Genomic DNA, 24,189 nt, shown 5'->3' with positions numbered 1-24,189 from the left:
GGCGACTGCATTACTACCTACGAAAGCTACCACAGGAGCAAGCCACCATGATTCGCGTTGGACTCGTCGGCGTCGGTTTCATGGGCTGGATTCACTATCTGGCCTACCAAAAAGTTCGTTCGATGAAACTGGCCGCCGTCAGCTCGCGCGATCCCAAACGTCTGAAAGGGGACTGGCGCGGCATCAAAGGGAACTTCGGTCCTCCTGGCGAAAAGATCGACCTGTCTGGGGTCGCTGGCTATTCGACGTACGACGAATTGCTCGCCGATGACTCAATCGACATGGTCGACCTCTGCCTGCCGCCGGCGATCCATGCCGAGTACACCATCAAGGCGTTTGAAGCAGGCAAGCACGTGCTGGTCGAAAAGCCGATCGCCGTCTCGGTCGCCGACGCCAAGAAGATGGTCAAAGCGTCGCAAAAGACCGGCAAGATGTTGTTGACCGCCCACTCGCTGCCGTTTTTCCCCGAGTACAGCTTCGCTTTGAAAGCGGCCCGTAGCGGCAAATATGGCAAGGTCCTCGGCGGCAGTTTCAAACGGATGATCTCGGACCCGACTTGGGTCGATGGTTTTTGGGACGCCGAGAAAGTTGGCGGCCCGATGGTCGACCTGCAGATCCACGACTCGCACTGGATTCGCTTGCTGTTTGGCATGCCGACCGCGGTCACCAGCCAAGGCCGGATGCGCGGCGGCGTGGTTGAATACGTTAGCTCGCAATTTGAGTTTGAAGACAAGAGCCTGGTCGTGAACCTCAACGCCGGCGTGATTGATCAACCGTCGCGCTCGTTCGCCCACGGCTTCGAGATTCACTTTGAAGAAGCGACGATGCTGTTCGACTTCTGCGTGATCGACGATCAGCCGGTCCTGTCGATGCCGCTGACGGTGATCCCGAAGAAGGGGAAATCAAAGCAGCCGAAACTGGCCGGCGGCGATCCGGTCGAAGCGTTCATCGCCGAGATGAAAGAAGCGGCTTCGTCGATCGAGTCAGGCACGCCGTCCGAGATCCTCTCGGGCGAAGTCGCCGCCGACGCACTGCTACTTTGCTACAAGCAGACCGAAGCGGTGGTCAAAGGTCGCAAGATGAAGGTGTAGTCAACCGAGCGGATCGCCCCGATAGCATCGGCTATCGGGGTGCGCTGCTGTCGCTCGCCTAGCGTGTGTCGATGCGAGCCTTGTAAGGAACATTCGCCAAATAAATGAAGCTGGGTATCATCCCAACCACGCTGGCGACAAACGGCTCGGCAAAGAAGAAGTAGCTTGAGCCGAGCAACGTCAGGCGAACGTAGCCGTAGAAATAGGCTGCGAGGACCGCGCCAAGTCCCAGCATCAATCCGGCGATCGTTCCATGCAAAGGCCACCCGGAAACGATCACCACGCTGATTGAGCCGCCGATCATGGCGATCGCCAACCAGCCCCAAAAAGGCAACACGTTCAGTTGGGGCAAAAAACCGCCAGCGATCGCGGCCGGCGGAAAGACCAGGATCACGGCGATGATAGCGCCAAATTTCTGCCCCCGGGACTCGCCGTCGCTCACCATCCCCCGATTCCCCCATCGACGCTTCAAGATTCCACTTTGCGATTTTCGCTTGGGCGAGCCGCCGCAAGCGAGCAGGACCAACAACTACCACACGTTGGAGGCAATTGCTACTAAATGCCTCTTGAGCATCTCAGGAAACGATATGACGCTTGATGAAGCCGCCGCGCTACTCGCCCAAATCTCTGGTCAAGAATTTCGCCCCTATTCGACCGTCAATTTTGGTCGCGATGAAAATGAAGCGGGGCGATCGGTCGTCGTCTCGCTCGATCGAGCGTTCGAGATCCTAGGCGAAATTCGTCCGCAGCTTGGCCCCGGCATCCTCGCCTTCGTCGGCTGCACCCGATCTCTGGATGAAGGCGCCGATCCAGAGGCGAGCGAGGTGGTCGTCGCTTGCGGAGAAAGCCAATTCGACATCCCCCGCATCGCCATGACCGACGCGGCCAACTTTGACATGGATACTGCAGATCTGGTGACGAAGCTGCAGGCGTACGATTCGCAATACGGCATCGATATCTTCCACGCCGAAAGCGACACCATCCAGTTCCGCTTTGAACAGTTGCCCGATGACATCGCGGCCTTTTGCGAGGACGTGTACGAGTTCTGTCCTGATATCGTCGATCAGGGGATCGGAACCGTCGAAGCGCTGCAGGACGCAGTTGCCCAAACCAGCGTCGTCTATCTGTGGTGGGATTAGCGCTGTCGCAGCTAGTTGCGATCGGCGACAAAATACATGTAGAGCAAACCCGGGATCGATCCCAACCCGCCGCCAATCAACAGTTCCAGCGAAAAGAAGGTCCCCCCTTCGATCAGCATCGAGCGAGCGATGATATACGCGTGGACGCCCAACACCGCTCCCACTCCGATGATCAGGCCAGCGATCGTTCCGTGCAGCCAGTTGCGGGTATAGACCGCCACGCCGATCGCCCCGCCCAAACCGGCGATCGCCAACCAGGCGACGTACGGCAAGACATTTAGCTCCGGCATGAAGCCGCCTGAGATCAAGGCCGAAAACGCAATCACGATCACCGCGATCCAGCCGCCGATTTTTTCATTCAGGGTTTCGTCATCACCGCTCATGTTTCCAGCCTTTGCTTAGAAGTGCCATACTTTTCCCGCCGGCCACACAGTCCTACAGAGGTATCCAGCCTACACGCTGAAGCCCCCAAGCCAAAGCACATTCCGCGGCTATCCTTTGAGGCGAACGCCGCCCGTTCTCTCCGGCGAATCTTACGAAGAACGCTGTGGTTTGGCTTCGACGATTCTTCACGATGTCGGCAGGCAAGCCTTGCATTCGCCTACCGGACCGGGTACAGTTAAGAGACGTGACATGAGATTCAATCTCAATACCAACAAGGCCACGCCAAGTTCATGATTCCTCTCGACCTACTACCGATCGGCCAGTCTGCCGAAATTGCCGAAGTTCTGGGCGAACAGAATGACGTCAAACGTTTGGCCGAGATGGGAATGCGCTGTGGGGCCGTCGTTCAGGTCGTGCAGCAAGGCAGCCCCTGCATCGTCCGCGTCGATGGATGCACCCTCTGTTTTCGTGAGTGTGCTCATCTGCAAGTCTTCGTTCAGCCGGCCGCAACCTTCGCATGAAGACTCTTTCCACGCTCCAAGTGGGAGATCGCGTCACCGTCAGTTCGATTGAAGGGGACGACGACATCTCGGTCCGCTTGCTCGAAATGGGACTGGTGCCCGGCGTCGAACTGACGGTCGTCGGCTACGCTCCGCTGGGCGATCCGATTGAGATCGAACTGATCGGCTATCGGTTGTCGCTGCGAAAATCTGAAGCGTCGCGCGTCGTCATCGCCGACTAACCCTCCCACCTAGCTTCCGCTTGAGTTCTCATGTCGATTCAGCAGCAGACCGAGCCGATCGCCATCGCTTTGATCGGCAACCCCAACACCGGCAAGTCGACGCTGTTCAACGCGCTTAGCGGCGTTCGCCAACGGACCGGCAACTATCCGGGCGTGACGGTCGAAAAGAAGCATGGAACCTTCGGCGTCAGCGACAAAGCGATCGAACTGATCGACTTGCCCGGCTCGTACAGTCTGGCGCCACGCTCGCCCGACGAGATGGTCGCGGTCGACGTCTTGCTGGGTCGCCTTCCGGCCGAACGCAAACCGCAAGCGGTGCTGGTGATCCTCGACGCCGGGAACCTGGAACGCAACCTCTACATCCTCAGCCAAGTGCTGGAGCTACGTCTGCCGACGGTCGTCGCGCTGAACATGATCGACGCCGCCGCCGAAAAAGGTGTGACGGTCGACGTCCCGAAACTGTCGGAAAGGCTCGGGGTGCCGGTCATCCCGACCCGGGCCAATCATGGCGAGGGCGTGCAAGAGCTGCGTGAAGCGCTCGCCAACATCGAACAACTCGCTCCGCCTGAAGCGACCAGCCCTTTTCCGCCGGCGTTTCGCGACGAAGTGGCCGGACTGCAAGGACAATTGGTCTCACGCAACGTCTCGACGCCGCGGTACCTGGTCGAGCGATTGCTGCTCGACACCAGCGGCTATCTAGAGTCGGAACTCAAACTGGGCGGCGACGATTTTCACCAGTTCATTGCCGACGCCCGCACCCGACTGAAAGAATCGGGCGCCCCGGTTCCGGCGGTCGAAGCGATGTCGCGATACGGCTGGGTCCGCGAGACGCTCCAAGGTATCGTCGAGCGGAAGCAGGTTCCGCCGCCGCTTTCGGACCGGCTCGACCGGATCATGACCCATCCGGTCTTCGGCACGATTATCTTCGCGGTGCTGATGATGGCCGTCTTTACGGCAGTCTTTAGCGACTACATCGCCGGCGTGCCGATGGGCTGGATTGAAGGCTTGTTTGAGTTTCTCGGGGGAGTGGTCGGCGACAACTTCGCCGAGGGACCGTTTCGCTCGTTGTTGGTCGACGGGGTGATCGCCGGCGTGGGAGGCGTCCTCGTCTTTCTTCCGCAGATTTGCATCCTGTTCTTCTTCATCGCCATCCTAGAAGACTGCGGGTACATGGCCCGGGCCGCGTACCTGATGGACCGCCTGTTCTCGAACGTCGGTCTTAGCGGCAAGTCGTTCATTCCGCTACTGTCTTCGTTCGCCTGTGCGATCCCCGGCGTGATGGCGACCCGCGTCATCGAGAATCGCCGCGACCGCCTGATAACGATGTTGATCGCGCCGCTGATGAGTTGCTCGGCCCGCATTCCGGTCTACGTCATCATGATCGCGGCGTTTGTACCACAATACTCGTTTGCTGGCGGTCTGCTCAATTCGCACACGCTCACCTTCGCCGGAATGTACCTGGTCGGCGTCGTCACGGCGGTGCTGGTCGCGCTGGTGCTGAAGAAGACGATTCTGCGAGGGGCGACGCCACCGTTCGTGATGGAGCTTCCCTCCTACAAATGGCCCTCGATTCAGACCGTCTTGATGCGGGTCGTCGAGAAAGGATGGGCCTTTATCTATCGCGCCGGCACGCTCATCTTTGCGTCGTCGGTGCTGGTCTGGGCCGCCGCCTACTACCCGCATAACGAGGCGATCGTCGCACCGGAGATCGAGCGTCTGGCCGCCGTCGAGACCGAGCTAGAGCAAGCGACGGACGAAACGAAAGTCGCCGCTCTCGAAGAAGAGCAGGCGGAATTGCAAAACCACATCGATGGCGCCTTGCTGCGGGATAGTTATCTGGGCCGGGCCGGACACTGGATCGAACCAGCCGTTCGCCCCCTGGGCTGGGATTGGCGAATTGGCTGCGCCACGATCGCCTCGTTTCCCGCGCGGGAAGTGATCATCGGCACGCTGGGGGTGATCTTCGACATGGGCGGAGACGACGAAGATACCGCTCCTCTCCAAGAAAAACTGCAAACCGCCACCTGGGATGGGACCGACAAGCCGCTGTTTAACCTGCCGGTTGCCCTCTCGGTGATGGTCTTTTTCGCCCTTTGCGCACAATGCGCAGCTACCTTGGCGGCGATCAAACGAGAAACCAACAGTTGGCGATGGCCGATCTTCACTTTCTTCTACATGACGGCACTGGCGTATATCGGTGCCTTTATTATCTATAGAATCGCGTCTTTTTTCACCACAACGTGATTTCGCTTCGTATAATGAAGCGCTGTTGAAAGCATCCCTTTTCTCGAGGCGCGAGCATGTCAGACGTATTTCAGAACGTCGGCGTATTGCTGTTGATCGCGGGCAGCGCAACCTATTTGGCCATCTCGATATGGCGAACCGTCCGCTCCGAAAAAGCAGGCTGCGGCGGTGGTTGCAAGGGCTGCGGCTCCAAGCAGCACGGCCCGCACATCGGCACCACGCTGATTCAGTTAGACACCAAGATCGTCGAACCGAAACGGTAAACGACGATCACCCATTCAACCGGCGCTATTGCCAGCCGGGGGGCGCGATAGCGCCCCAGGTGCGAGCGACTTTCTCCACACGAGTCGCTCACTTCTTTCGGTTTCTTCGCCGCTATCAGCCTGTTGAAAAATGCCATCGTGGCATTTTCCAACCTCGCCAGGCTCAGAGCATAGCTCTTCGCGGCTCCCAAAATAACGACTTACGTCGTTATTTTGGGATCGCATCCGTGCGATCACGCAGTCCGTCGAGAAAATCAACGGACTGCTATACCTTCTCGGCACCACGTTCCCGGATCGCGGCCAGGTCTTCGACCGCCTGGAAATAGGCGATCACCACCTCGGCGCCAATTCGCAGCAGCAAGATCTTCAGCAGGCTAATCACGCCGCCGACGACGAAGTAGGTCGCCGCCACACCGATCGCCGCCGTCAGCGGTTGTCCAGAGAACATGCCAATCAAAAGGAGGGCGGCGGTTCCCCCGAGCCAACCGAGCAAAATCAGCGTCAGCCCCACGTAAAAGACAATCTTGATCACCGAGGGGGCGATCATCGTCTTGAAGCTGAAGAGGCCGCCCAAGCCGCCACCGGAGCTCGATCCGCTGGAAGGGGCGCGAGCCGCACGCACTTTCCCTTTTTTCTTCTTTCCTTTGCCGCTCGACTTGTCGCTGGGAGCGACCGAGATCATCTCCGAGATCTCCGGCTCCTCTTCCTTCGGCGGATCGACGGCGACTGCCGCAGGGGCGGCCGGCGGAGGTGGCGGAGGCGCCGTAATTGAGGGAGGGGTCGGCGCGTCTTCGTCAAATGCCCGCGGCTCTTCTCCCACGCCTTTAACCTGCGCTTCGCCGGTACCGCCGGTCGGATCCGGCAGCCGCGACGGCAGCGAAATGCCATGGTCGTCATCCAGCGAGGTCGGAATCGACGATTTCACTTCGTCTGGCGTTTCGACCGGAATCCCCATCGGCACTTCGCCGGCCGTGGAAACAGGCGCCGCCGTGGACGGAGCGACCGTCGGCGGCGGTCCGCTGGGCAGTTCCAATCCGCGGACGCTGGTCGCATGGACCCAGGAGCTTTCCCCCCTGCGTACGAGGGTCTCGGGCGTAATCTGCCCAGCGGCGGCAAGCTGCCGCATCTTCTTCGACGAAAACGGGCCTGTCTCCGGCGCATTTTCGTTTGCTTTCAGGTAGAATTCTTCGGCCATGAGATTTCTCGGGGTGGGTCGACGCGGCCAGAATGCCGGAGCGCCTACTCTGTGTCGTCCATCCATCTTGAACGCGGCGCAGCGTCAAGTCAAACAAACGGTGGACCCGCGTAGCGTGAGAAACCCCATGGCAGTACTGCTCTTCGCCGCTGGACGCACTACCGATCGGCGGGTACGTTGAGCCGAGCGTGAGAAGATTCCGCGAGCCGTCCCACCTATGCCATTGTCGACCATGGATGATTTTTCGAACTTCTGCCTGCCCAATCCCAATCTGGATGAGGTGACGGCAGAATATGCTTCGCTCCAAACCGAGCTCGAGGCCGCACTAGGCGACTCGAAGACGTCGGACGATGCGCTGCGAGCCGTCGTGGCCAAATGGGACCAATTGCGCCGTCGGCTTGAGTCGTGGAGCAACCTGGTCGAGATCCGTTTCAATCAAGAGACGAACGACCCCAAATACAAAGCGGCGCAAGACTACCGCGACGAGATCTCCCCCAAGCTGACCGAGCTGAACGTCAACATCCAAGAGATGCTGGTCGAAACGCCGCTGCGTCCGCGATTGGAGGCGATCTTTGGCGAGCATGCGTTCAAGCTGTGGGAAGTGCAGAACAGCACCTTTGATCCCTGTATCCATGACGACCTAGTGCAAGAGTCGAAGCTCGTCTCGCGCTATAACGAACTGACCGCCGGCGCCAAGATCGAGTTCCAGGGAGAAGAGTACAACCTCTCCAGCATCGCCAAGTTTGAAGAGCACGCCGATCGCGACATTCGCTACGGCGCCGCCCGGGCGATGTGGCAATGGTACGCCGCCAATCGCGCCGATCTCGATCAGATCTTCGCCGAGCTGGTCACGATCCGGCATGGCATCGCGCAGAAGCTAGGCTACGACAGCTTTGTCGAGCTGGCCTATCGCCGCATGTCGCGAACCGACTATGGCGCCGAAGAGGTCGCCCGGTATCGGGACGAAGTTCGCGAGCATGTCGTCCCCCTGTGTCGCGAGATCCATCGCACGCAGAAAGAGACCCTGAATCTTGAGGACTTGATGTTCTGGGACGAAGGGCTGTTCGATAGCGCCGGCAATCCGGCGCCGCTCGGCGCCTACGAAGAGCAGATCGAGCTGGCGCAGCGGATGTTCAACGATATGAACGTCGACCTCGGCCAGTTCTTCCAGCTGATGTGCGACAAGAATCTGCTTGACCTGAAGATTCGCCCCTGGAAAGCCGGCGGCGGTTTCTGTTCGAGCTTGCCCAGCGAAGAGTTGCCGTTCATCTTCGCCAACTACAACGGCTCGAAGGGAGACGTCGAAGTCTTCACGCACGAAATGGGACATGCGTTTCAGTGCTATAGCAGCTTCGATGGCGCGGCCCTGCTGGAACATGTCTGGCCCACGTACGAAGCTTGCGAGATTCACTCGATGAGTCTCGAGTTCCTCACCTGGCCGCACATGGAGATGTTCTTCGGCGACGCAGCCGAACGCTTCCGCCGGATTCACCTGCTGACGTCGATCTTGTTCCTGCCGTATGGCGTGGCGATCGATCATTTCCAACATGCGATCTTCGCCGAGCCTGACGCAACGCCCGAGCGGCGGCACGCGATCTGGCAAGAGATGGAACGGCTTTACCTGCCCGACACCAACTACGGCGACCTGCCGCATGTTTCGACCGGCGGACGTTGGCAGCAAAAGCGGCACATCTATATGTCGCCGTTTTACTACATCGACTACACGCTGGCGCAGTGCTGTGCGCTGCAGTTTTGGGTGCGGTCGGAGCGCGACTTCGCCCAAACGATGCAAGAGTACGTCGACCTCTGCAAACGAGGCGGCACGCTGCCTTTCTCCGGCCTGGTCGACAGCGCCGGCCTGAAGAACCCGTTCAAGCCCGGCAGCTTGAAGGAAGTGGTCCAGCAGGCCCGCGAGTATCTGAAGCTGTAAGCCGCGGCGAGGGCGATGGACGTCGAATTTGAAACCAGCAAAGCCGATCTTGCGGCGTTTCAGGAAGCGGCGCCTCCGCTTTCGTATTTGAAGCAGTACGCCGTTTTCCTTTGCCTGTTTTTGATCTTCACTGGCCCGGCGTTTCTGCCTTACTTCGCCAGCGGTCGAACGATCGCCGGAGTTGTCTTTTTATCGATCTTCTCCGCCATCTGGATAGCGATCCTCTACCAAGCCAATCGACACGAGCGACGCAAGCTGATTACCTGCGAGCATTTGCAGCTGCGTCTTGATCCGCGCGGACTTGTCGAGCGAGAAGATCACGCCACGACCTGGGTCTCGTGGTCTTTGATTGAAAAAACCAACGCTTTTCCAAACGTGATTCAGATTCTCTTTACCTCCAATGCGCACATCCTGATTCCTGCCAGGGCATTCGCTTCCGAAGAAGAGACAAGCCGTTTCGTTCAACTTGCGGAACAATACCGAGTAGCTGCGAGTGAACTACCAGCCACTCCATTCCCATCGCCTACCGAAGAATTCTATCCCGCCTGGGCTGCTGGAATCACGCAGGCGATCGAATACCAAAACAACGCCGACGAATTGGCGTACGTGGTCGCCAACGGCGTTCCCCCTTTGAAGCGTCCCAACATTTATCTCAGCTCTTTGCACTCGCTGGCGTGGCTGATAGGCGCCGCGTTGGTACTTGCCTGGGGCATGGCGAATCCGCCGATCGACACCAATCTCGTAACGATTGCCCAAGAAAGTCGCAGATTCGATATGCCGATGTACATTGCATCGGTGATATGGTTCGTCGTTTCCTTGGTGGGCAGCTCGACGGCGATACGCTGGTACAATCGCAGTCGCATGTCGACAACATTCTTGACGCCACGTCGCCTGACGATGACCGCAAAAGGCTATCTCCTCCAGACTGCCGCGGTAACGCACTGCGGCCAATGGAAGAACCTGAAACAGGTCGATCAAAACGCCGAGTTCCTGGCGTTTAAGAACCAAATTGACCAGCATATCTGCGTCGTGCCCAAAAAAGCGTTCGCCACCCCACAACTGGCGCAGGAGTTCGCCGACGAAGCGCAGCTATACTGGCAAGACGCCCAGCAACCGGACGAAACGGAACTAGGCGACGACGTCATCCAGGCCGAACTCGCCGACGGCGACAATCCGTACCGATCCCCTCACGCCTAACCCCCTAGCCAGATGCAAGTCGAGTTTGAATATTGCCCCGAAGATTCGGTCGCCTTTGAATCCGAGACGACGCCACAGCGGAATGTGATTCTGCCGGTGATCATCGGCGGCGTCATGATCGGCATTCCCGGCATCGCGCCGGCGCTTGCGCTCGGCTACAACTGGGTCGCGTTGATGATCGCGATCGTTTACTTCAGTTGCTTGGTGCGCTACGTGCAGCGTTTGTCTCTCAAACCGCAGCCGGTCACCTTGGCCCCTGGACCGATGCAGGTTCGCCTGGAGCCGAACTATCTGGAGATGTGGACCGACCACAACCGCGGCCGTATCGCCTGGTCGCACGTCGAGCGAACTGTCGTCGAGCGGGATTTCGCGACGCTCTACGAAAGCGAGCAGCGGAAGACGCCAATCCCGCGCCGGGCGTTCGACACGCCGCACGCAATGCAAGAGTTCGTGCAACTAGCCGAGCAATATCGGCTTGCCGCCCAAGAAACGACGCCGCCGGAGATCGGCCTGTATGACGACGATTTTTTCGCCGCATGGACCCGCGACGCCGGGCTAAGCGTTGAGTACGAGAACAGCCGCGCCGATTGGTCGTACGTGATGGAAAAAGGAGCGACCGAGTACCCCTGGCAAAATCGGGGCGCTCGTATCGGCCGCAACGCCCTTTATCTGGTGCTCAGCGTCATCATGGGTGGGATGGCGTTTGGCGTCGGCCATCCTGGATTTACCGCGTTCGCCTTAGTCGCATCGGCCGCCTTCTGGTATGTCGGCTCGATCACGCTACTGACGATTTTCCGCGAAATTCGACGTGAGCAAGACATTCCCGCCGACTGGCTCTGCCGCCGGAACCTGTTTATCTCGCCCGCAGGCTTGATCAGCCTGACCCCCTTTGCCATTTTCTGCAGCGATTGGCTCACCCTCGCCGTGGTGCAGAACACCGGCTTCATCTATCTGACCGATACGGGAGGTACGGTCTACTACACGACTCCCAAGCGGGCGTTCCCGACGTTCGGCCAGGCTGAACACTTCGCCCATGAGGCCGAAAACTGGCACGAAGCGGCCTACATCGCCTATTGCGAGCGAGTCGCGGAAGAAGCCGAACAAGTCAAGCGCGACGCCGCGCCGTCCGACGAAGAAAACCCGTTCCGCTCTCCGCAAACTTGAGCCGCGCGGCAAAGTAAGGGACAATGACGCCGCTTGGTTCCTGTCCCTCTTGGCCGGTTATGGAAGTCAAATACGAAAACCAGCCCGCAGATATCCAGTACATCGTCCGTACGCGGTCGACCTGGGCGCTTGCCGAGATGTTTTTGACGGCGCCGCTGATGGTGCTGTTAGCGGCCGCGCCTGCCTGCGGAATGCTGCTGCTCTCGCGTTATTTTGTGGCTGGCGTTCTCGTCATCGCTGGCGTCATCTTCAGCGCCGGCTGGCTCTTCTGGAAAGTGCGTCAGGCAATTCGGTCTAGCAAGGTGATCCCAGGCGTGATCCGCCTGCGCATTACGCCGGCGTTTTTGGACGTGGAACATGCGGAGTATCGATCGCGGCTATCGTGGCTGGCGATCGAGTCGGTCCACCACGTCGACGACGCCCTGGTCATCCTGCAGCCAATGGGTCGCGGCTATATTGTGCGCGATTCGTTCTTCAAGTCTGCAGAAGCGGCCCAGCAGTTCTTCGCCGCGGCCAGCCAATATCACGCTTCGACGAAAGCAGTCGACCCGACGGTCAGCGATCGCTCCAGCCTGCCCGCTTGGACCGGCGATTCGTCCCGTCATTCTATTTCGTATCAAAACACGATCGCCCAATGGACCTGGGCGCTGAAGACGATCGGCGCGGCGAATAAGACGATTTTCACGTACTTGTATCCGATCCTGCTTTGCGTCGGATCGAACGGCATACTGGCCTACATGACGATCGGCGACTTTCGGCAAGCAGACGGAGGCCGGGTACCGCTTGATTCAACGTTTGAATTGTTTCTCTTGATGCTCCTGTTGCTCATCTCAATCGCCTCTTCGTTCGCGACGCTGATGCTGTTGCGAGAACTCGCCAACCGCGTTCGCATTCCGGACATCTGGCTCTTGCCCAAAACGGTCGACATCTACCCACAGGGACTGGTTTCCGGTACCAGCGTGGGAACGTCGGCGATTCGCTGGCCGGTCCTGGGCGCCGCCTACCGCCAAAAGGAACTCCTCTGCGTCGATGACCAGCAAGGGAGACCGACCGTCATTGTTCCGGCCAGCGCCTTCCCCGACGAAACGGCGGCCGAAGCGTTTCTAGCTGACATGACCGCCTGGAACGACGCCGCAATCGAGGCGTCGGCCAGCATCGACGATACGTTGATCGTCGCCGAATCGGTCGATGATCAAAATCCTTACCGATCTCCCCAAACCTGATCGCCACTTCCCGGGTATGCCTTGTGGCCCCCGTCAGGCTGTGCCGGTTACGGCGACTATGCCAACTGGGCCGGGCCGAATGTCGGGGGCGTGGGCCCTTCGCTTCGCTCCTCCGCGGCGGCGCTTCCTTTTCCATGCCATGTTGAAGATGGAAGGCGTCCGACCGCGGCGTCCGGTATTTTTCGCTTCTTCTTGGAGAATCAGCCCCTATGTCGCGACTTACTTCCCTTTCGGCCATGACGCTCGCCTTGCTGCTTGCAGCCCCTTTGACTGTTGAAGCTGGTCCGCGCGGCGGCGGCGCTCGTGGTGGTGCTCGCCCTGGCGGCGGTGGCGGCGTTCGTCCCTCGGGCGGAAACTTTAGTGGAGGAAATTTCAGCGGGGGGCAAAACCTGGGCAATCGCTCTCTGCCCAGTGGCGGCGGCGACCGCAATCTGCAGAACCTGAGCGGCGGTTCGCGTTTGTCGAGCGCCTTGGAAGGGAGCAACCTCGACAAGTTTCAAGGGAAGGGCGCGGCGCTTGGCAATGGCTCGGGCAACGGCAACGGCCGTCCCAACAACGATCAACTGAACAACTTCCTGGGTATCGACGGGTCGCGCGACAAGACGGACCTAACCAATCGCGATCTCAGCAATGTTGACCTGAACAACGTTGATCTGAAGAACCGCGACACCAACATTCGCCAGAACAACGTCAACGATCGCAACGTCAACATCAACAACAACCAGGTCAACGTCAACGCTCGCAACGGCGAGATCTATCACAACGTCAGCGGCTATTGGAACCAAGGACCCAAGCCGTTCTCGCCCGCGTGGTACACTGGCCACCCCAACGCCTGGCAGTACAAGTATCCGCATGCTGACGCCTGGGCGGCGGCCACGTTTGGCGCGGTGACTGGTTTTATCGTGGGGGCTTCGACCACGCCGACTAACTACGTCTATAGCGACTCGTACTACTACCCGGCCGGCACGACGGTCGAAGATCAAACGGCCTACGCCACTCAACAGGCCGACAACGCGTCGCAACTCGCCTCGACGACCAATGAAGTGGGCGCCGACGACAGCGAACAATGGATGCCGCTAGGCGTTTTTGCGATCGTCGACAGCCCTAACGCGACTTCGTCAAAGATGCTGTTGCAGTTGGCGGTCAGCAAGTCGGGCGGAATCGCCGGAACGTATTACCATGCGTTGACCGGTAACAGCCAGCCGGTGCATGGCGCCGTCGACCTGAAGACCCAGCAAGTCGCCTGGCAGATTGGCGACAACGAAAGCGTCACCTTCCAAACCGACCTGGAGAGCCTGACCAAGGACGAAACTCCGGTCCTGATCCACTATGCGAGCGGACAAAGCGAAAAGGTGGAAATGGTTCGCATGCCGGACGAATCGAAAAAACCGTAAGGCAAACCGCAACCCTTAAACTCGAAAGAGGAGCCATTTACGGCTCCTCTTTTTTTATTGCTCAAGTTGACGGCGTCTCTTGCCGGCTTGGCTGCGCAGCGGTTAGGCATTTTTCTCTGCGAACCGCGAAAAAGTCGCGCATTATCACTTTGGCCGATAGTGCTATCGGCCTAGGTACTGAATTTCTTATTTTCCGCAAGCCATTATCTGCTATCGGGTAACGACCGCTCTTCGGCAGCCCGCACGCGAATTGGCATAGATTTCGCCATAGCTCACTTCGCATGCGGCATTACGTCGCAAGTGACTCGCCGACCCTTCGCCGCTTATCGGAACAGGGCGAGGGGATATCCCTCAACCAAGGATGGATGAAAGGACACGAGCATGACTACTCTCATCGCTGCGAGCCTTCTTACGCTCGCCGTCGCTGGGGCCGCTCCTTTGGAACCGGCCGCTGTCGACAAAGTTGACCTGATTGAGGTCAACCATTTGTATGATCAACAAGGGCGACACGTGATCGACCAGCTCATTTTTTATGACTGGGACAGTTCACACGGCCGCTTTCAGGTACGTGCCTGGCGATTGATCAAAAGCCCTGGCCAAATGCCACAGCGAGACTGGAGCAAAGACGCCTACGTCAGCTACTGGCGCGATATGCACGTGATGCGGCGGGTTTACGCCAGTCGAATTCGCGAAACTTGGACCACCTACGATCCTGAGGTGCTTGAGCGGGAAGTGCTGCCGATTGAATACCGGCAGGAGCTAAGTCAGGGGGCGCCGACCCGACGGCGGATCGCCTCGAACTAGCGTCATTCTCGTCTGCCGTCATTCGTCCTATAATTCCGTAGGAAACGAGATATTCGCCTACGGAAAGGGGCCGATGGCCGACACCAACAAAATCCTGATCGCCGACGATAATCAAGCCAACGTCGAACTGCTGGAAGCGTACCTGGCCGGCGTCGATTGCAACGTAGAAATCGCCGTCAACGGCCAAGATGCGCTCGACAAAGCGGCGTCGTTTATGCCGGACTTGATCTTGCTCGACGTGATGATGCCGAAGCTGAGCGGTTTTGAAGTTTGCCAAAAATTGAAGAGCGACCCCGCCACCTCGCGGATCATGATCCTGATGGTGACGGCGCTCAACGAATTAGGAGACATCGAACGTGCCGTTACTGCCGGAACAGATGATTTCCTCTCGAAGCCCGTCAACAAAGTCGAGCTGCTCAAGCGGGTCTCGAACATGCTCCGAATCAAGGACATGCAAGACGAAAACGAACGGCTCCGCCGGTACATCGACGACATGGAAAGCGAATCGGGACACGACCCGAAAGCAGAATAAACCAGGTGGTTAGGGGTTAGCCCAGATAGCTCTCGCTATCCGGGGCGACACCGTCGCCAAGAGGCATCGGCCCGAGGCATGATTGCCATCGGCTGCTTCCTAGGCTAAACGACGTCGCCGACCTCCCGCAACTTCCAACTGGGCTTTGATGCCTCCTGCGGCTGCGCCGCCCAGATAGCGGGAGCTATCTGGGCTAACCAAGTGACGGTTGGCTAGAAGATCCACTCAATCGGCACGCCAACACTCTTCCGCAGCTCGTACCATCGCGCTGAGCTGAACTTCCAGTCGACGATACGCTCTACCAAGCCGGCACGAACCGGATTCTGGTGCATGTAGCCCAGCTTCTCGATCAGTTTCTCTTGAGAGTAAATCGGAAACGAGTAGAACCTTGGCGTCCAAAGTCGATCAATGGAACCGCTCTCTTTCAGGTATTGCACGTTCTGTTCAGCATACCAGCTCCGTATCTGAAAGCTGGACTGCCGCTTCCAATCTTGAATGAAGCTACTAAGCCGTCCAGTCTCAGGAAGCCAAATCAATGCATGAACATGATTCGGCATGATCACATAGCCGACGCACTTTGCCGAATATTTGAGAAGTTGCGCGTTTAGCTGGCCCAACAAGATGCGACATGGCTGCTCAAGTTCGAGCAAATTGCGACGTGCGTCGCAGCCAAAGGTAAGAAAGTGGCAGAACCGTTCATCGTCAGCAATTCGGCGACGATGTGCCATGGTCTTCTTCGCATTGGAATTAAAAGGTTAGCCCAGATAGCTCTCGCTATCTGGGGCGACATCGTCGCCAAGAGGCATCCGTCCGAGGCATGATTGCCATCGGCTGCTCTCTAGCCTAATCGACGTCGCCTGCCTCCTACAACTTCCAATCGGGCTTTGATGCCTCTTGCGGCTGCGCCGCCCTGAAAGCGAGAGCTTTCAGGGCTAACCTTATAGGGCGCCTAGCAATACGTCTCTTCATACTGCTGCCGGCGTTCCGCGATTTCCTCGTCGCTCGGCAAGCCGCCTACATCTTTGCGGCTCTTGTAGTCGATCACGAACTCTTCAATGTCGTAGGCGATCTCTTGTAGCGGCGCCGGTTGCATCCGATCGAAGAACATGATGCCGTCCAGGTGGTCGGTTTCGTGCTGCACCACGCGGGCCAGCATGCCGTCGATGCGCTTGCTGAAGAGTTGCCCCTGCAAGTTGTACGAGTCGAGTTGGATTTCGGCCGGGCGTTTGACCGGGCCGTAGACCTGCGGCAGGCTCAAACAACCTTCCTCTTCTTCCGCGTTCCCTTTCGGCCGCGAGATGACTGGGTTGATGAAGACCAGTTCTTCCCCTTCTCCCTTCGTCCCCGACAGATTGATGATGAACAGGCGAATCGGCAGGTCGACCTGATTGGCGGCCAGGCCGATACCGCGATTCTCGTACATCAGCTCGAACATCTCATCGACGATCTTGCGCAGATCGGCGTCGACCCGTTTGACCGGTTTCGATTTGTAACGAAGCGTGGGGTGCGGGTAGTGAACGACTTCAAGCGGCAACGGACGTCTCCTCAAACGGCCACTTTCCCAGTGGGGAAAATAGGGACAGTGATAATCCTTCAATTATAGGGAAAATGTCCGCTTGGGGGAGGATGCCCAGCGGTCGGCGTTGCCCGCTGCCAGCGTCCGGCAACCAATATTGCCCCCAAAAACACGAAAACGGGGCATAATAGAGAGCTGCCCGCGGTCCCCGCTAGCGGCGGCGACGGTTTATCCAACGTTGACCCACAGAAAGCGTCCCTCTAGAATCCGCGCGCTGAAATCGCGTTTCTCCTTTTCGTCCCAACTACTTACGACCACCCGATGATCACGCCTGTCCATCCGCCGGAGGCTGAAACCGACAAAGCGCCCCGCCGTTTTGCGATGCCGGCTTGGGCGATGTCGATGCTGGTCCATGTGACGATCATCGTGGTGTTGGCGATCACCATCCGCACCACGCCCCGGGGCGCCGCGAGCGAACCAAGTCGCAGCGGCGGCATTGTGCTGGCCGAGCGATCGGAAGGCCGGACCGAATATGTCGACGGCGACGCCGATGATAGCGAATCAGGGGAGAGCGCCGCGTCGACCGCTGACTCTTCGCTTTCCGAGAGCCTGCCCTCGGTCGATCAGCCGCCGCTCGACATGGCCGGCTTTTTGCCGACCGGCGACGCCAGCGACGCCGCCGCCTCCGAAATGTCCGGTCTGCCGGGCGCGAGCGGTTTGACCGGCGGCGGTGGCGGCAAAGCGGGCCTTGATGGCGCCGGCACGACGCGGGTCTTTGGCATCGAGGGAACCGGCAGTCGCTTCGCCTACGTCTTCGATCGCTCTGGCAGCATGGGCAATTCGGCCGGTCGTCCCTTGGCCGCCGCCAAAAGCGAACTGCTGGCCAGCCTCCGCGATCTCGACAAGCTGCACCAGTTTCAGATCATCTTCTACAACGAAGAGCCGCGTGTTTTCAATCCGCTCGGCGGCACGCCGCGGTTGATGTTCGCCGACGATCAAGGCAAAGCGCTGGCCCAACAGTTTGTCGGCAGCATCGCCGCGACCGGCGGTACCGATCACCTGAAAGCGCTCCACATGGCGCTGGCGATGAATCCCGACGTCCTCTTCTTTTTGACCGACGCCGACGGCGCCCCTTCCGAGCAAGAGATGGCCGACATTCGTCGCCGCAACCGCAGCGCCGTGATTAACACGATCGAGTTCGGCGTGGGCCCCTGGGATGGACGACGCAACTTCCTGGTTCGCCTGGCCGAAGAAAACGGCGGACAACACGTCTACGTCGACACCTCGAAACTGAGGCCGCGCCGTTGAACTCGCTACGCCTCAGTCTGTTCGCGCTGCTTCTAATGAGTAGCGTTGCGGTCGCGGAAGATCGCGTCTATTTGCGGTCGAGCGCTGACTCCCGAACTCCGGAGGTCTACGTCGGCCAGATCGACGACTACACCGGCCAAACCTTGAAGATGACGACGCTAAGCGGTCGCTCGATCGAGATCCCCGCGGCGAAAGTGGCGAGCGTCGAGTCAGAGTGGCCCGAGGCGATGCGCGCGGCCCAAGCCTTGTTCGCCCAAGAGAAATTTGCCGAGGCCGAAATCGCCTTTCAACAGGCGTACCGCGCCGAACCGCGCGGCTGGGTCAAACGCATGCTGATCGCCGAGACCGCCCGCTGCCGGCGAAACCTGGGCCGCAATGACGCCGCTGGCGAAGCGTTTCTCGCGTTGGTCGCCTCCGACCCTTATACGCCGTACCTCGACGCAATGCCGCTGGCCTGGAAGACCGGAGAGCCCGACGTCAATCTGCATCGTGCGGCGATCGCGTGGCTCGAGAAGACCGACTCTCCCTATGCACAACTCATGGGCGCCAGTTTTCTGCTGAGCGCCGCCGAACGCACGAAAGCAATCGCCGCCTTAGAACGCCTGAAGTCTGCCGCCCCGGCCGAACTCGCACTGCTGGCGGAGATGCAACTGTGGCGAACCGAACCGCCTGCTCGCGACGCTGACAAGACCGCCGCACGGCGCAAGCAGATCGAACAGTTGCCGGCCAACGTGCAAAGCGGGCCGCGTCTGTTGCTGGGCGACGCACTTGCCCGCGACGATCAGCATGAGCAAGCGACGATCGAGTACCTGCGAATTCCGATCCTCGATAACATCGACCGACCGCTGGCGGCCGAAGCGCTGCTGCGGGCCGGTAAACAACTCGAACTCATGGGACGCCCCGCTGCGGCGAAGCGTCTTTATCGCGAAATCATCACCGACTATCCCGCCGCTGGCGTGATCGGGCGCGAAGCCTCGTCACGTTTGGAACAAGCTGGCGGCGCCTCGCCGTAAGGAGACGAACTTGGCGAACATGACCCGCATCCTGATCTGGTCCGTAGCGATTGCGATAACTGGCGGCGGTTATTGGCTGACCTCCGGCCAAGGCTCGCAGGCGAACCTGCTGCTCGCGCAGAGCCCCGCCGCGCCGACAGGTACGACGCCGGTTGCGCCGATCCAAGCGGCGCCAGTCGAGCCGCCCCCGGAGACCGGCTTTCTCGACATCCTGCTCTCCGGCGGGATCGTCGGCAACTTGATCATGCTGCTGCTGTTAGCGCTGTCGCTGACCGCCGCTTACCTGGTGTTTGAGCATGCGATGGCGATTCGTCACAAAGAGCTTTCGCCCCCCGGCGTGGGCGACGAAGTCCGCGATCTGCTTGCCGCCGGCAACGTCAAAGAGGCGGAGAAAATCTGTCACGCCAATCCCAGCTTCCTTTCGTTCGTCTTGCTCAGCGGCATTGCCGAACTCGACAGCGGTTGGAGCGGCGTTGAGAAAGCGCTCGAAGATTCGGTCGCCGAGCAATCGGCTCGCCTGTTCCGCAAGATCGAGTATCTCTCGGTGATCGGCAACATCGCCCCGATGGTCGGCCTGCTCGGTACCGTGACCGGGATGATTTTCGCCTTCCAGCAAGTCGCCAGTACGCAAGGAGCCGCTGGCGCTGCCGATCTGGCGGAAGGCATTTACCAGGCGCTGGTCACGACGGTCGGGGGGTTGCTGGTCGCGATTCCGTCGTTGGGCGCCTTCGCCGTCTTCCGCAACTGGGTCGATGAACTGGTCGCCGAATGCGCCTATGAAGCGCAGCAAGTCTTCACCCCGCTCAAGCGGCGGCGCCGTCAGGCGGCGGCCGCGCCTTCGGGAGGCCGCAACGGATGAAAGTCCACGCCAACCTCCGGCCGGGACAATTCGACTTCAACATGACGCCGATGATCGACGTCGTGTTTCTGCTGATCATCTTCTTTCTCGTTTCCAGCCATTTGGCGAAGCAAGAAAGTCAGTTGCCGCTGCCGCTGCCGACTGCCGAAACGGGAACCGAGATCGTCGACGATCAAAGTCCTCGCGTGGTGGTCAACGTCGAGCGTGACGGCCGCATCTTGCTGGCCGGCAAAGCGGTCAGCCTGGAAGAGATCGGCCGCCGGCTGGAGTTTCAGCGCGGGCAATCAGGCGACGACCTGGAAGTTCGCATCCGCTGCGATCGCAACGTGCCGTACGAATACGTCAAACCAATCATGTTGGCCGCCGCCGAAGCAGGCGTCTGGAACGTCAACTTCGCCGTGATCCGGCAGGAGGATGCCCGCTAATGCGCCGCGTTTCTCCTTACATCGATCGCCAAAGCCTGCAGATTGCGATGACGCCGATGATCGACGTCGTCTTTCTGCTGCTCGTTTTCTTCCTGTGGACCGCCAGTTTTCAGGTTGTTGAGTATTCGCTCCCCAGTTCGATCACGCCGCCCATGGGAACCGGCGCCCAGGTGCAGCCGCCGCCCGAGATGGCCGACTTCGAGCAAGTCGTCGTTCGCCTGCAGGTCGAAAACGATCGCCTGGTCTGGAAAGTGAACGATCAGCCCCGTTTCCAATTGGCCGAGGTACGGCAGCTAATGCAGGTGCTGGCCACGATCAAAAACGACGTGCCGCTGGTGATCGATGCCGATGGCGCCGTCGGCGTGGGTGACGTTATTGACATCTATGACCTGGCCCGCGAACTCAACTTTCAAGACATTAAATTTGCCGTCGACGCGAAGAGCTGACCGATCGAGATGGGTGACAAACGGACAATTCGCCTGCTGCTTGGTCTGACGCTGCTGCTGTGCGCCAATGTCGCTCTCGGCGTAGAGTCGACCGACGTCCGGATGATCTCGGGCCTGCGTGATCGGCAATTGTTTGACCTGGCCGAGCGATACGCGGCCCAGCAGTTGGTCGCCCAGAATCAAGATCCGGCGCAGCGGGCGATCCTGGCGGGCGAGTTGATTCGCACGTTCGCCGCCCATGCTCTCAATTCGCCCACCGGCGAGCGTCAGCGGTGGTGGGACGCCGCCGAGCGCGTGCCGCCAGAGTTCGCCCGGCAGTTTGCCGGCGATCCGCGTCAAGTGTTGGTCGACGCGCAAGCCGCTCTCGCCAATCTCGCCCACGCCGAACAAATCCGCCAAGAGTCGCAACTGGGTGCTCCCGGCGCCGAGCCGGTCGAGCAAACGCAGATACTGCTGCGTCGGTCGATCGCCCAGTTGGAAGGCCTGGTCGCCGAAGCGAAACGACTTGGCATCGCCGCCGAAATGGCCCGCGGCGAACCAGGTCTGTCGGCCGAAGAGCTGACCGGCCTGTCGCGGAACCTGCAGTTTGAACTGGCCCGCGCCTTCGAAAACCAGGCCCTCACCTACCCGCCTGAGAGTCTCGATCGCATCAACTCGCTGACGATGGCGCTGAAGGCGCTCGATCCGCTGACGAAACTCGGAGACAAGTCGCCGGTCACCTGGCCCAGCCGTCTGGCGGAGATCCGCGCGCTGCGACTGCTCGAAAAATATGGCGAAGCCGACCAGGCCATCAAGCTGCTGGCCGCTGATTCGCCGCCCCCTATGGTGCTGCTGAAAGCGAAAGCGGAACAGATCTTGTTGGCGATCGACGCAGGGCAACTCGATGTTGCGAAGAAGCTGATCTCGCAGGGCCGCACGCTGCAGGGGATCACCTCGCCGGAGCTCGACTTCGCCTATTTCCAGACCTACGTCGCCCTCTGGCAAGCGGCCGCTGTAAGTGGCGACGCCGACGGACAAAAGTGGCAGGCTCAAGCGTCGGCGGTGATTCGCGATCTGGAACAGCTTTACGGTCCGTACTGGTCGCGTCGAGCGGAACTAGTCCTGACGCAGAACGCGCAGTCGGCCGGCACCAAAGATATCGACCTGCTGAAGCGAACCGCCGATGGTTACTTCCGCCGCCAACAATACGAAGACGCCATCGCCACTTATGACCGGGCGGCCGCCGCCGCGGCGGAGGAGAAAGATGCGGCGCAAGAGTTTCAGCTGCGGCAAACTTCGGCCGCCGTCTTGGCCAAGCTGCAGCGTTATGCCGAAGCGTCCAAGCGACTGCGCCAACTCGCCAATCTTTTTCCGTCGCAGGAGGGCGCCGATCAGACGCACCTGACCGCCGCTTACTACCAGTCGCTCGCAATGCGTGCTGATCCGAAGCTTGAGAGCGAAACCTACGCCGCGCAGCTGCGCGAACAGCTGATCCGCTGGCCAACGGGCGACGCTACCAACACGGCCCGCATCTGGCTCGCCCAATATCAGTTGGCCGCCGGTCATCCTCGAGAAGCGTTTGACGCGCTGTTGCCGATCCCGCCCTCTTTCGCCAAGGCGAATGATGCGGCGACTTTGGCGCTGGCAGCGCTGCGTGACCAGTTCGCCAAGAACGCGCAAGAGGGGGAAGTCTTGCCGCGCGACATCACCAAGGCGCGGCAGTTCCTGGAAAGTTACGCCCTGACGTCGCCATCGCCCGAAGCGCGCCGAACCGCCGCCGAAGCGCTCGCCGAGCTGCTCCTCTTCTACACCACCGATGGCTATCCGGCGGCGCAAACGACGATTCGTCTCGCCCTCCAGGCCGATCCCGACGCGCCGGCCGATTGGCGAAGTCGCATGCAATCGCTGTTAGTGGTCGCTTTGGCAGGCGGCGGCGATCAGCAAGGGGCGACCGCGGCGCTGGACGACGTTAGCGGCGGCGAGCCCGAGAAGCTTTTCCAGATGATTACCGCACTGCGGCAGATCGGCCAAACGGCCGGCGGCAATGCCGGGGCGAAGCTGGCCCGGCTTCAATTGCAGGCGATCAGCGAACTCAAACCGCGCGCCGCTCAACTCTCTGCGGCCCAGCAATCGCGACTGCAGAAATTTGAGGCCGAGGCGCTCGCCGCGGCGGGGGATCGCAACGCGGCCCTGACCGAGATGCGCGCCGCCGCAGCCGCGAAGCCAAAGGAAGTTCCGCTGCAAGTGGCGCTAGCCGAATTACTGGCGAAAGATGGAACCGCCGCCGAGCGCCGCGAATCGCTTGGCATTTGGCGTACGATCGGCGCTCGAATGAGCCAGCCGCAATCGGATCGCTGGTACCAGGCCAAGTACGAAACGGCTCGCCTGCAAATCTCCCTCGGAGAAACCGAAGAGGCCGGCAAGCTGCTGCTCTACCTGCAAACGCTCTATCCCGATCTGGGCGGCCCGACCTGGAAGCAAAAATTCCAGCAGCTGAGCCGATCGCTGAAGTAGTTATCGATGGTTACCAGTCCGTTGATTTTCTCGACGGACTGCGTGATCGCACGGATGCGATCCCAAAATAGCGACGTAAGTCGTTATTTTGCGAGCCGCGAAGAGCTACGCTCTGAGCTTGGCGAGGTTGGAAAATGCCACGATGGCATTTTTCAACAGGCAGCTAGCCGCGATAGCTCTCGCTATCGGGGCGGCGCAGCCGCAGGAAGCATCAACGCCCGGCCAGTTGCACATGGGGGCTGGCGACTTTGATCGATCTAGGGAGCTTCCGCTGTAACGCCCTCCTCGGATGGATGCTTCCTGCCGACGATCTCGGCCCCGACAGCAGAGCTGTCGGGGCTAACCGGGGGCGGTTGGTTTGCTTAGAAACCTGGGTCATCCCCCAGCGTTCGCGGATCGACCGCATTCACGTTCGACTTGAGCGGGCCTTCCAGGTCGATCTGCAGCGAGTCGGTCGGGCCATCGACCTTAGCTCGCAAGCCCGAGGTTCCCAGATCCTGGTATTTCTCTGGAATCAGCGACGTCGGATTTCCGCCACGGCCGATGGCGTTGACCGTCACGCTCACTTCGTGCGTACCGACCAGGGCGCCATCGCCGTCTTCATAGCTAGTCAAAGTAAAGCGGCCTGTTTCGCCGTCGATCTTGCCGATCGCTGGTCGGCCTGCTGGGGGAGCGAGCGTGACGAAACCGTCGACGCCCGCCCTCATCGGTTCTCCGTCAATCATGATCGTACCGGTGACCGGCACAATCTTTTCGGTGCGACCGCCGCAACCGATCGCCGCGACCGCGGCAAGCAACAGCGCGGCCGCCATGATGATTCGCAACAT

General features: G+C 59.8%; 25 protein-coding genes. 19 read left to right on the top strand and 6 right to left on the bottom strand.

Features of this window, described 5'->3' with window-relative positions:
- Positions 1-47 precede the first annotated feature (47 nt).
- Positions 48-1,091 carry a Gfo/Idh/MocA family protein gene (locus Enr8_RS13550; protein ID WP_146432362.1) on the top strand — a complete coding sequence of 348 codons (1,044 nt, stop codon included), beginning with the start codon at positions 48-50 and terminating at the stop codon, positions 1,089-1,091.
- A gap of 58 nt (positions 1,092-1,149) precedes the next feature.
- Here the strand turns inward: Enr8_RS13550 and Enr8_RS25460 are convergent, their stop codons facing one another.
- Positions 1,150-1,533: a hypothetical protein gene (locus Enr8_RS25460; RefSeq protein ID WP_186767641.1), complete on the bottom strand. Its 384-nt coding sequence runs from the start codon at positions 1,531-1,533 to the stop codon at positions 1,150-1,152.
- 145 nt (positions 1,534-1,678) lie between these two features.
- Between Enr8_RS25460 and Enr8_RS13540 the strand changes: the two genes are divergently transcribed.
- A complete protein-coding gene (locus Enr8_RS13540) occupies positions 1,679-2,230 on the top strand; it encodes a DUF4253 domain-containing protein (RefSeq protein ID WP_186767640.1) in 552 nt (183 codons plus the stop codon).
- An 11-nt stretch (positions 2,231-2,241) separates the two neighbouring features.
- Here the strand turns inward: Enr8_RS13540 and Enr8_RS13535 are convergent, their stop codons facing one another.
- A complete protein-coding gene (locus Enr8_RS13535) occupies positions 2,242-2,613 on the bottom strand; it encodes a hypothetical protein (RefSeq protein ID WP_146432356.1) in 372 nt (123 codons plus the stop codon).
- Between the two features lie 291 nt (positions 2,614-2,904).
- Here Enr8_RS13535 and Enr8_RS13530 point away from each other — a divergent pair, with 291 nt between their 5' ends.
- The 4 genes from Enr8_RS13530 to Enr8_RS13515 are packed head-to-tail and all read left to right on the top strand — an operon-like array spanning position 2,905 to position 5,863.
- Entirely contained in the window at positions 2,905-3,135 is a 231-nt protein-coding gene (locus Enr8_RS13530; protein WP_146432354.1) for a FeoA family protein, read from the top strand.
- Positions 3,132-3,356: a FeoA family protein gene (locus Enr8_RS13525; protein ID WP_146432353.1), complete on the top strand. Its 225-nt coding sequence runs from the start codon at positions 3,132-3,134 to the stop codon at positions 3,354-3,356. Before Enr8_RS13530 ends, Enr8_RS13525 begins: the two co-directional genes overlap by 4 nt.
- Positions 3,357-3,386: 30 nt before the next feature.
- Positions 3,387-5,600 (top strand): ferrous iron transport protein B, encoded by a 2,214-nt coding sequence (gene feoB / locus Enr8_RS13520; protein ID WP_146432351.1) that lies wholly within the window; start codon positions 3,387-3,389, stop codon positions 5,598-5,600.
- Positions 5,601-5,656: 56 nt separating this feature from the next.
- On the top strand, positions 5,657-5,863 hold the full coding sequence (locus Enr8_RS13515; RefSeq protein WP_146432349.1) for a FeoB-associated Cys-rich membrane protein: 207 nt from the start codon (positions 5,657-5,659) through the stop codon (positions 5,861-5,863).
- A 265-nt stretch (positions 5,864-6,128) separates the two neighbouring features.
- Here the strand turns inward: Enr8_RS13515 and Enr8_RS13510 are convergent, their stop codons facing one another.
- Positions 6,129-7,058: a DUF4282 domain-containing protein gene (locus Enr8_RS13510; protein ID WP_186767639.1), complete on the bottom strand. Its 930-nt coding sequence runs from the start codon at positions 7,056-7,058 to the stop codon at positions 6,129-6,131.
- Between the two features lie 232 nt (positions 7,059-7,290).
- On the opposite strand from Enr8_RS13510, the gene Enr8_RS13505 reads away from it, so the two are divergent.
- The 7 genes from Enr8_RS13505 to Enr8_RS13475 all read left to right on the top strand — a co-directional run bounded on the left by Enr8_RS13505 (position 7,291) and on the right by Enr8_RS13475 (position 15,302).
- Complete coding sequence (locus Enr8_RS13505) at positions 7,291-8,988, top strand: M3 family oligoendopeptidase (protein WP_146432345.1); 1,698 nt, start codon at positions 7,291-7,293, stop codon at positions 8,986-8,988.
- Positions 8,989-9,003: 15 nt separating this feature from the next.
- Positions 9,004-10,185 (top strand): YcxB family protein, encoded by a 1,182-nt coding sequence (locus tag Enr8_RS13500; protein WP_146432342.1) that lies wholly within the window; start codon positions 9,004-9,006, stop codon positions 10,183-10,185.
- A gap of 12 nt (positions 10,186-10,197) precedes the next feature.
- Entirely contained in the window at positions 10,198-11,349 is a 1,152-nt protein-coding gene (locus Enr8_RS13495; protein WP_146432340.1) for a YcxB family protein, read from the top strand.
- A gap of 23 nt (positions 11,350-11,372) precedes the next feature.
- Positions 11,373-12,572: a hypothetical protein gene (locus tag Enr8_RS13490; protein WP_186767638.1), complete on the top strand. Its 1,200-nt coding sequence runs from the start codon at positions 11,373-11,375 to the stop codon at positions 12,570-12,572.
- A gap of 209 nt (positions 12,573-12,781) precedes the next feature.
- The gene (locus Enr8_RS13485) at positions 12,782-13,966 is read left to right on the top strand and encodes a hypothetical protein (RefSeq protein WP_146432336.1); all 1,185 of its coding nucleotides are present in this window, start codon (positions 12,782-12,784) and stop codon (positions 13,964-13,966) included.
- Between the two features lie 381 nt (positions 13,967-14,347).
- The gene (locus tag Enr8_RS13480) at positions 14,348-14,770 is read left to right on the top strand and encodes a hypothetical protein (protein ID WP_146432334.1); all 423 of its coding nucleotides are present in this window, start codon (positions 14,348-14,350) and stop codon (positions 14,768-14,770) included.
- A 73-nt stretch (positions 14,771-14,843) separates the two neighbouring features.
- A complete protein-coding gene (locus tag Enr8_RS13475) occupies positions 14,844-15,302 on the top strand; it encodes a response regulator (RefSeq protein WP_146432332.1) in 459 nt (152 codons plus the stop codon).
- Positions 15,303-15,514: 212 nt separating this feature from the next.
- On the opposite strand, the gene Enr8_RS13470 is transcribed toward Enr8_RS13475, so the two are convergent.
- Positions 15,515-16,030, bottom strand: coding sequence for an REP-associated tyrosine transposase (locus Enr8_RS13470; protein WP_146432329.1), 516 nt, complete (start codon positions 16,028-16,030; stop codon positions 15,515-15,517).
- 221 nt (positions 16,031-16,251) lie between these two features.
- The gene (def, locus tag Enr8_RS13465; protein ID WP_146432327.1) at positions 16,252-16,836 is read right to left on the bottom strand and encodes a peptide deformylase; all 585 of its coding nucleotides are present in this window, start codon (positions 16,834-16,836) and stop codon (positions 16,252-16,254) included.
- A 303-nt stretch (positions 16,837-17,139) separates the two neighbouring features.
- Here def and Enr8_RS13460 point away from each other — a divergent pair, with 303 nt between their 5' ends.
- The 6 genes from Enr8_RS13460 to Enr8_RS13435 are packed head-to-tail and all read left to right on the top strand — an operon-like array spanning position 17,140 to position 23,362.
- Positions 17,140-18,126: a vWA domain-containing protein gene (locus Enr8_RS13460; RefSeq protein ID WP_146432324.1), complete on the top strand. Its 987-nt coding sequence runs from the start codon at positions 17,140-17,142 to the stop codon at positions 18,124-18,126.
- Between the two features lie 35 nt (positions 18,127-18,161).
- Positions 18,162-19,139 carry a tetratricopeptide repeat protein gene (locus Enr8_RS13455; RefSeq protein ID WP_146432322.1) on the top strand — a complete coding sequence of 326 codons (978 nt, stop codon included), beginning with the start codon at positions 18,162-18,164 and terminating at the stop codon, positions 19,137-19,139.
- Between the two features lie 19 nt (positions 19,140-19,158).
- Complete coding sequence (locus Enr8_RS13450; RefSeq protein ID WP_246120107.1) at positions 19,159-19,998, top strand: MotA/TolQ/ExbB proton channel family protein; 840 nt, start codon at positions 19,159-19,161, stop codon at positions 19,996-19,998.
- Positions 19,995-20,423, top strand: a complete 429-nt coding sequence (locus Enr8_RS13445) for an ExbD/TolR family protein (RefSeq protein WP_146432318.1) — start codon at positions 19,995-19,997, stop codon at positions 20,421-20,423. Before Enr8_RS13450 ends, Enr8_RS13445 begins: the two co-directional genes overlap by 4 nt.
- Positions 20,423-20,869, top strand: coding sequence for an ExbD/TolR family protein (locus tag Enr8_RS13440; protein ID WP_146432316.1), 447 nt, complete (start codon positions 20,423-20,425; stop codon positions 20,867-20,869). The genes Enr8_RS13445 and Enr8_RS13440 overlap by 1 nt, the downstream gene beginning before the upstream one ends.
- A 9-nt stretch (positions 20,870-20,878) precedes the next feature.
- Complete coding sequence (locus Enr8_RS13435) at positions 20,879-23,362, top strand: hypothetical protein (RefSeq protein ID WP_146432314.1); 2,484 nt, start codon at positions 20,879-20,881, stop codon at positions 23,360-23,362.
- 362 nt (positions 23,363-23,724) lie between these two features.
- On the opposite strand, the gene Enr8_RS13430 is transcribed toward Enr8_RS13435, so the two are convergent.
- Positions 23,725-24,189, bottom strand: coding sequence for a hypothetical protein (locus Enr8_RS13430; RefSeq protein ID WP_146432312.1), 465 nt, complete (start codon positions 24,187-24,189; stop codon positions 23,725-23,727).

Origin of the sequence: Blastopirellula retiformator, from assembly GCF_007859755.1 — a bacterium.
GTDB lineage: Bacteria > Planctomycetota > Planctomycetia > Pirellulales > Pirellulaceae > Blastopirellula > Blastopirellula retiformator.
The sequence above is the reverse complement of the archived record's forward strand: the minus strand, read 5'-3'. Positions and strand labels throughout refer to the sequence as shown.

Coding starts and splice junctions, on each gene's coding strand:
- Enr8_RS13490 (WP_186767638.1), top strand. CDS start 11,373: ATGACGCCGCTTGGTTCCTGTCCCTCTTGGCCGGTTATGGAAGTCAAA.
- Enr8_RS13440 (WP_146432316.1), top strand. CDS start 20,423: ATGCGCCGCGTTTCTCCTTACATCGATCGCCAAAGCCTGCAGATTGCG.
- Enr8_RS13505 (WP_146432345.1), top strand. CDS start 7,291: ATGGATGATTTTTCGAACTTCTGCCTGCCCAATCCCAATCTGGATGAG.
- Enr8_RS13535 (WP_146432356.1), bottom strand. CDS start 2,613: ATGAGCGGTGATGACGAAACCCTGAATGAAAAAATCGGCGGCTGGATC.
- Enr8_RS13470 (WP_146432329.1), bottom strand. CDS start 16,030: ATGGCACATCGTCGCCGAATTGCTGACGATGAACGGTTCTGCCACTTT.
- Enr8_RS13510 (WP_186767639.1), bottom strand. CDS start 7,058: ATGGCCGAAGAATTCTACCTGAAAGCAAACGAAAATGCGCCGGAGACA.
- Enr8_RS13450 (WP_246120107.1), top strand. CDS start 19,159: ATGACCCGCATCCTGATCTGGTCCGTAGCGATTGCGATAACTGGCGGC.
- Enr8_RS13525 (WP_146432353.1), top strand. CDS start 3,132: ATGAAGACTCTTTCCACGCTCCAAGTGGGAGATCGCGTCACCGTCAGT.
- Enr8_RS13540 (WP_186767640.1), top strand. CDS start 1,679: ATGACGCTTGATGAAGCCGCCGCGCTACTCGCCCAAATCTCTGGTCAA.
- Enr8_RS13530 (WP_146432354.1), top strand. CDS start 2,905: ATGATTCCTCTCGACCTACTACCGATCGGCCAGTCTGCCGAAATTGCC.
- Enr8_RS13475 (WP_146432332.1), top strand. CDS start 14,844: ATGGCCGACACCAACAAAATCCTGATCGCCGACGATAATCAAGCCAAC.
- Enr8_RS13435 (WP_146432314.1), top strand. CDS start 20,879: ATGGGTGACAAACGGACAATTCGCCTGCTGCTTGGTCTGACGCTGCTG.
- Enr8_RS13445 (WP_146432318.1), top strand. CDS start 19,995: ATGAAAGTCCACGCCAACCTCCGGCCGGGACAATTCGACTTCAACATG.
- feoB (WP_146432351.1), top strand. CDS start 3,387: ATGTCGATTCAGCAGCAGACCGAGCCGATCGCCATCGCTTTGATCGGC.
- Enr8_RS13430 (WP_146432312.1), bottom strand. CDS start 24,189: ATGTTGCGAATCATCATGGCGGCCGCGCTGTTGCTTGCCGCGGTCGCG.
- Enr8_RS13515 (WP_146432349.1), top strand. CDS start 5,657: ATGTCAGACGTATTTCAGAACGTCGGCGTATTGCTGTTGATCGCGGGC.
- Enr8_RS13460 (WP_146432324.1), top strand. CDS start 17,140: ATGATCACGCCTGTCCATCCGCCGGAGGCTGAAACCGACAAAGCGCCC.
- Enr8_RS13485 (WP_146432336.1), top strand. CDS start 12,782: ATGTCGCGACTTACTTCCCTTTCGGCCATGACGCTCGCCTTGCTGCTT.
- Enr8_RS13550 (WP_146432362.1), top strand. CDS start 48: ATGATTCGCGTTGGACTCGTCGGCGTCGGTTTCATGGGCTGGATTCAC.
- Enr8_RS13500 (WP_146432342.1), top strand. CDS start 9,004: ATGGACGTCGAATTTGAAACCAGCAAAGCCGATCTTGCGGCGTTTCAG.
- Enr8_RS13455 (WP_146432322.1), top strand. CDS start 18,162: ATGAGTAGCGTTGCGGTCGCGGAAGATCGCGTCTATTTGCGGTCGAGC.
- Enr8_RS13480 (WP_146432334.1), top strand. CDS start 14,348: ATGACTACTCTCATCGCTGCGAGCCTTCTTACGCTCGCCGTCGCTGGG.
- Enr8_RS13495 (WP_146432340.1), top strand. CDS start 10,198: ATGCAAGTCGAGTTTGAATATTGCCCCGAAGATTCGGTCGCCTTTGAA.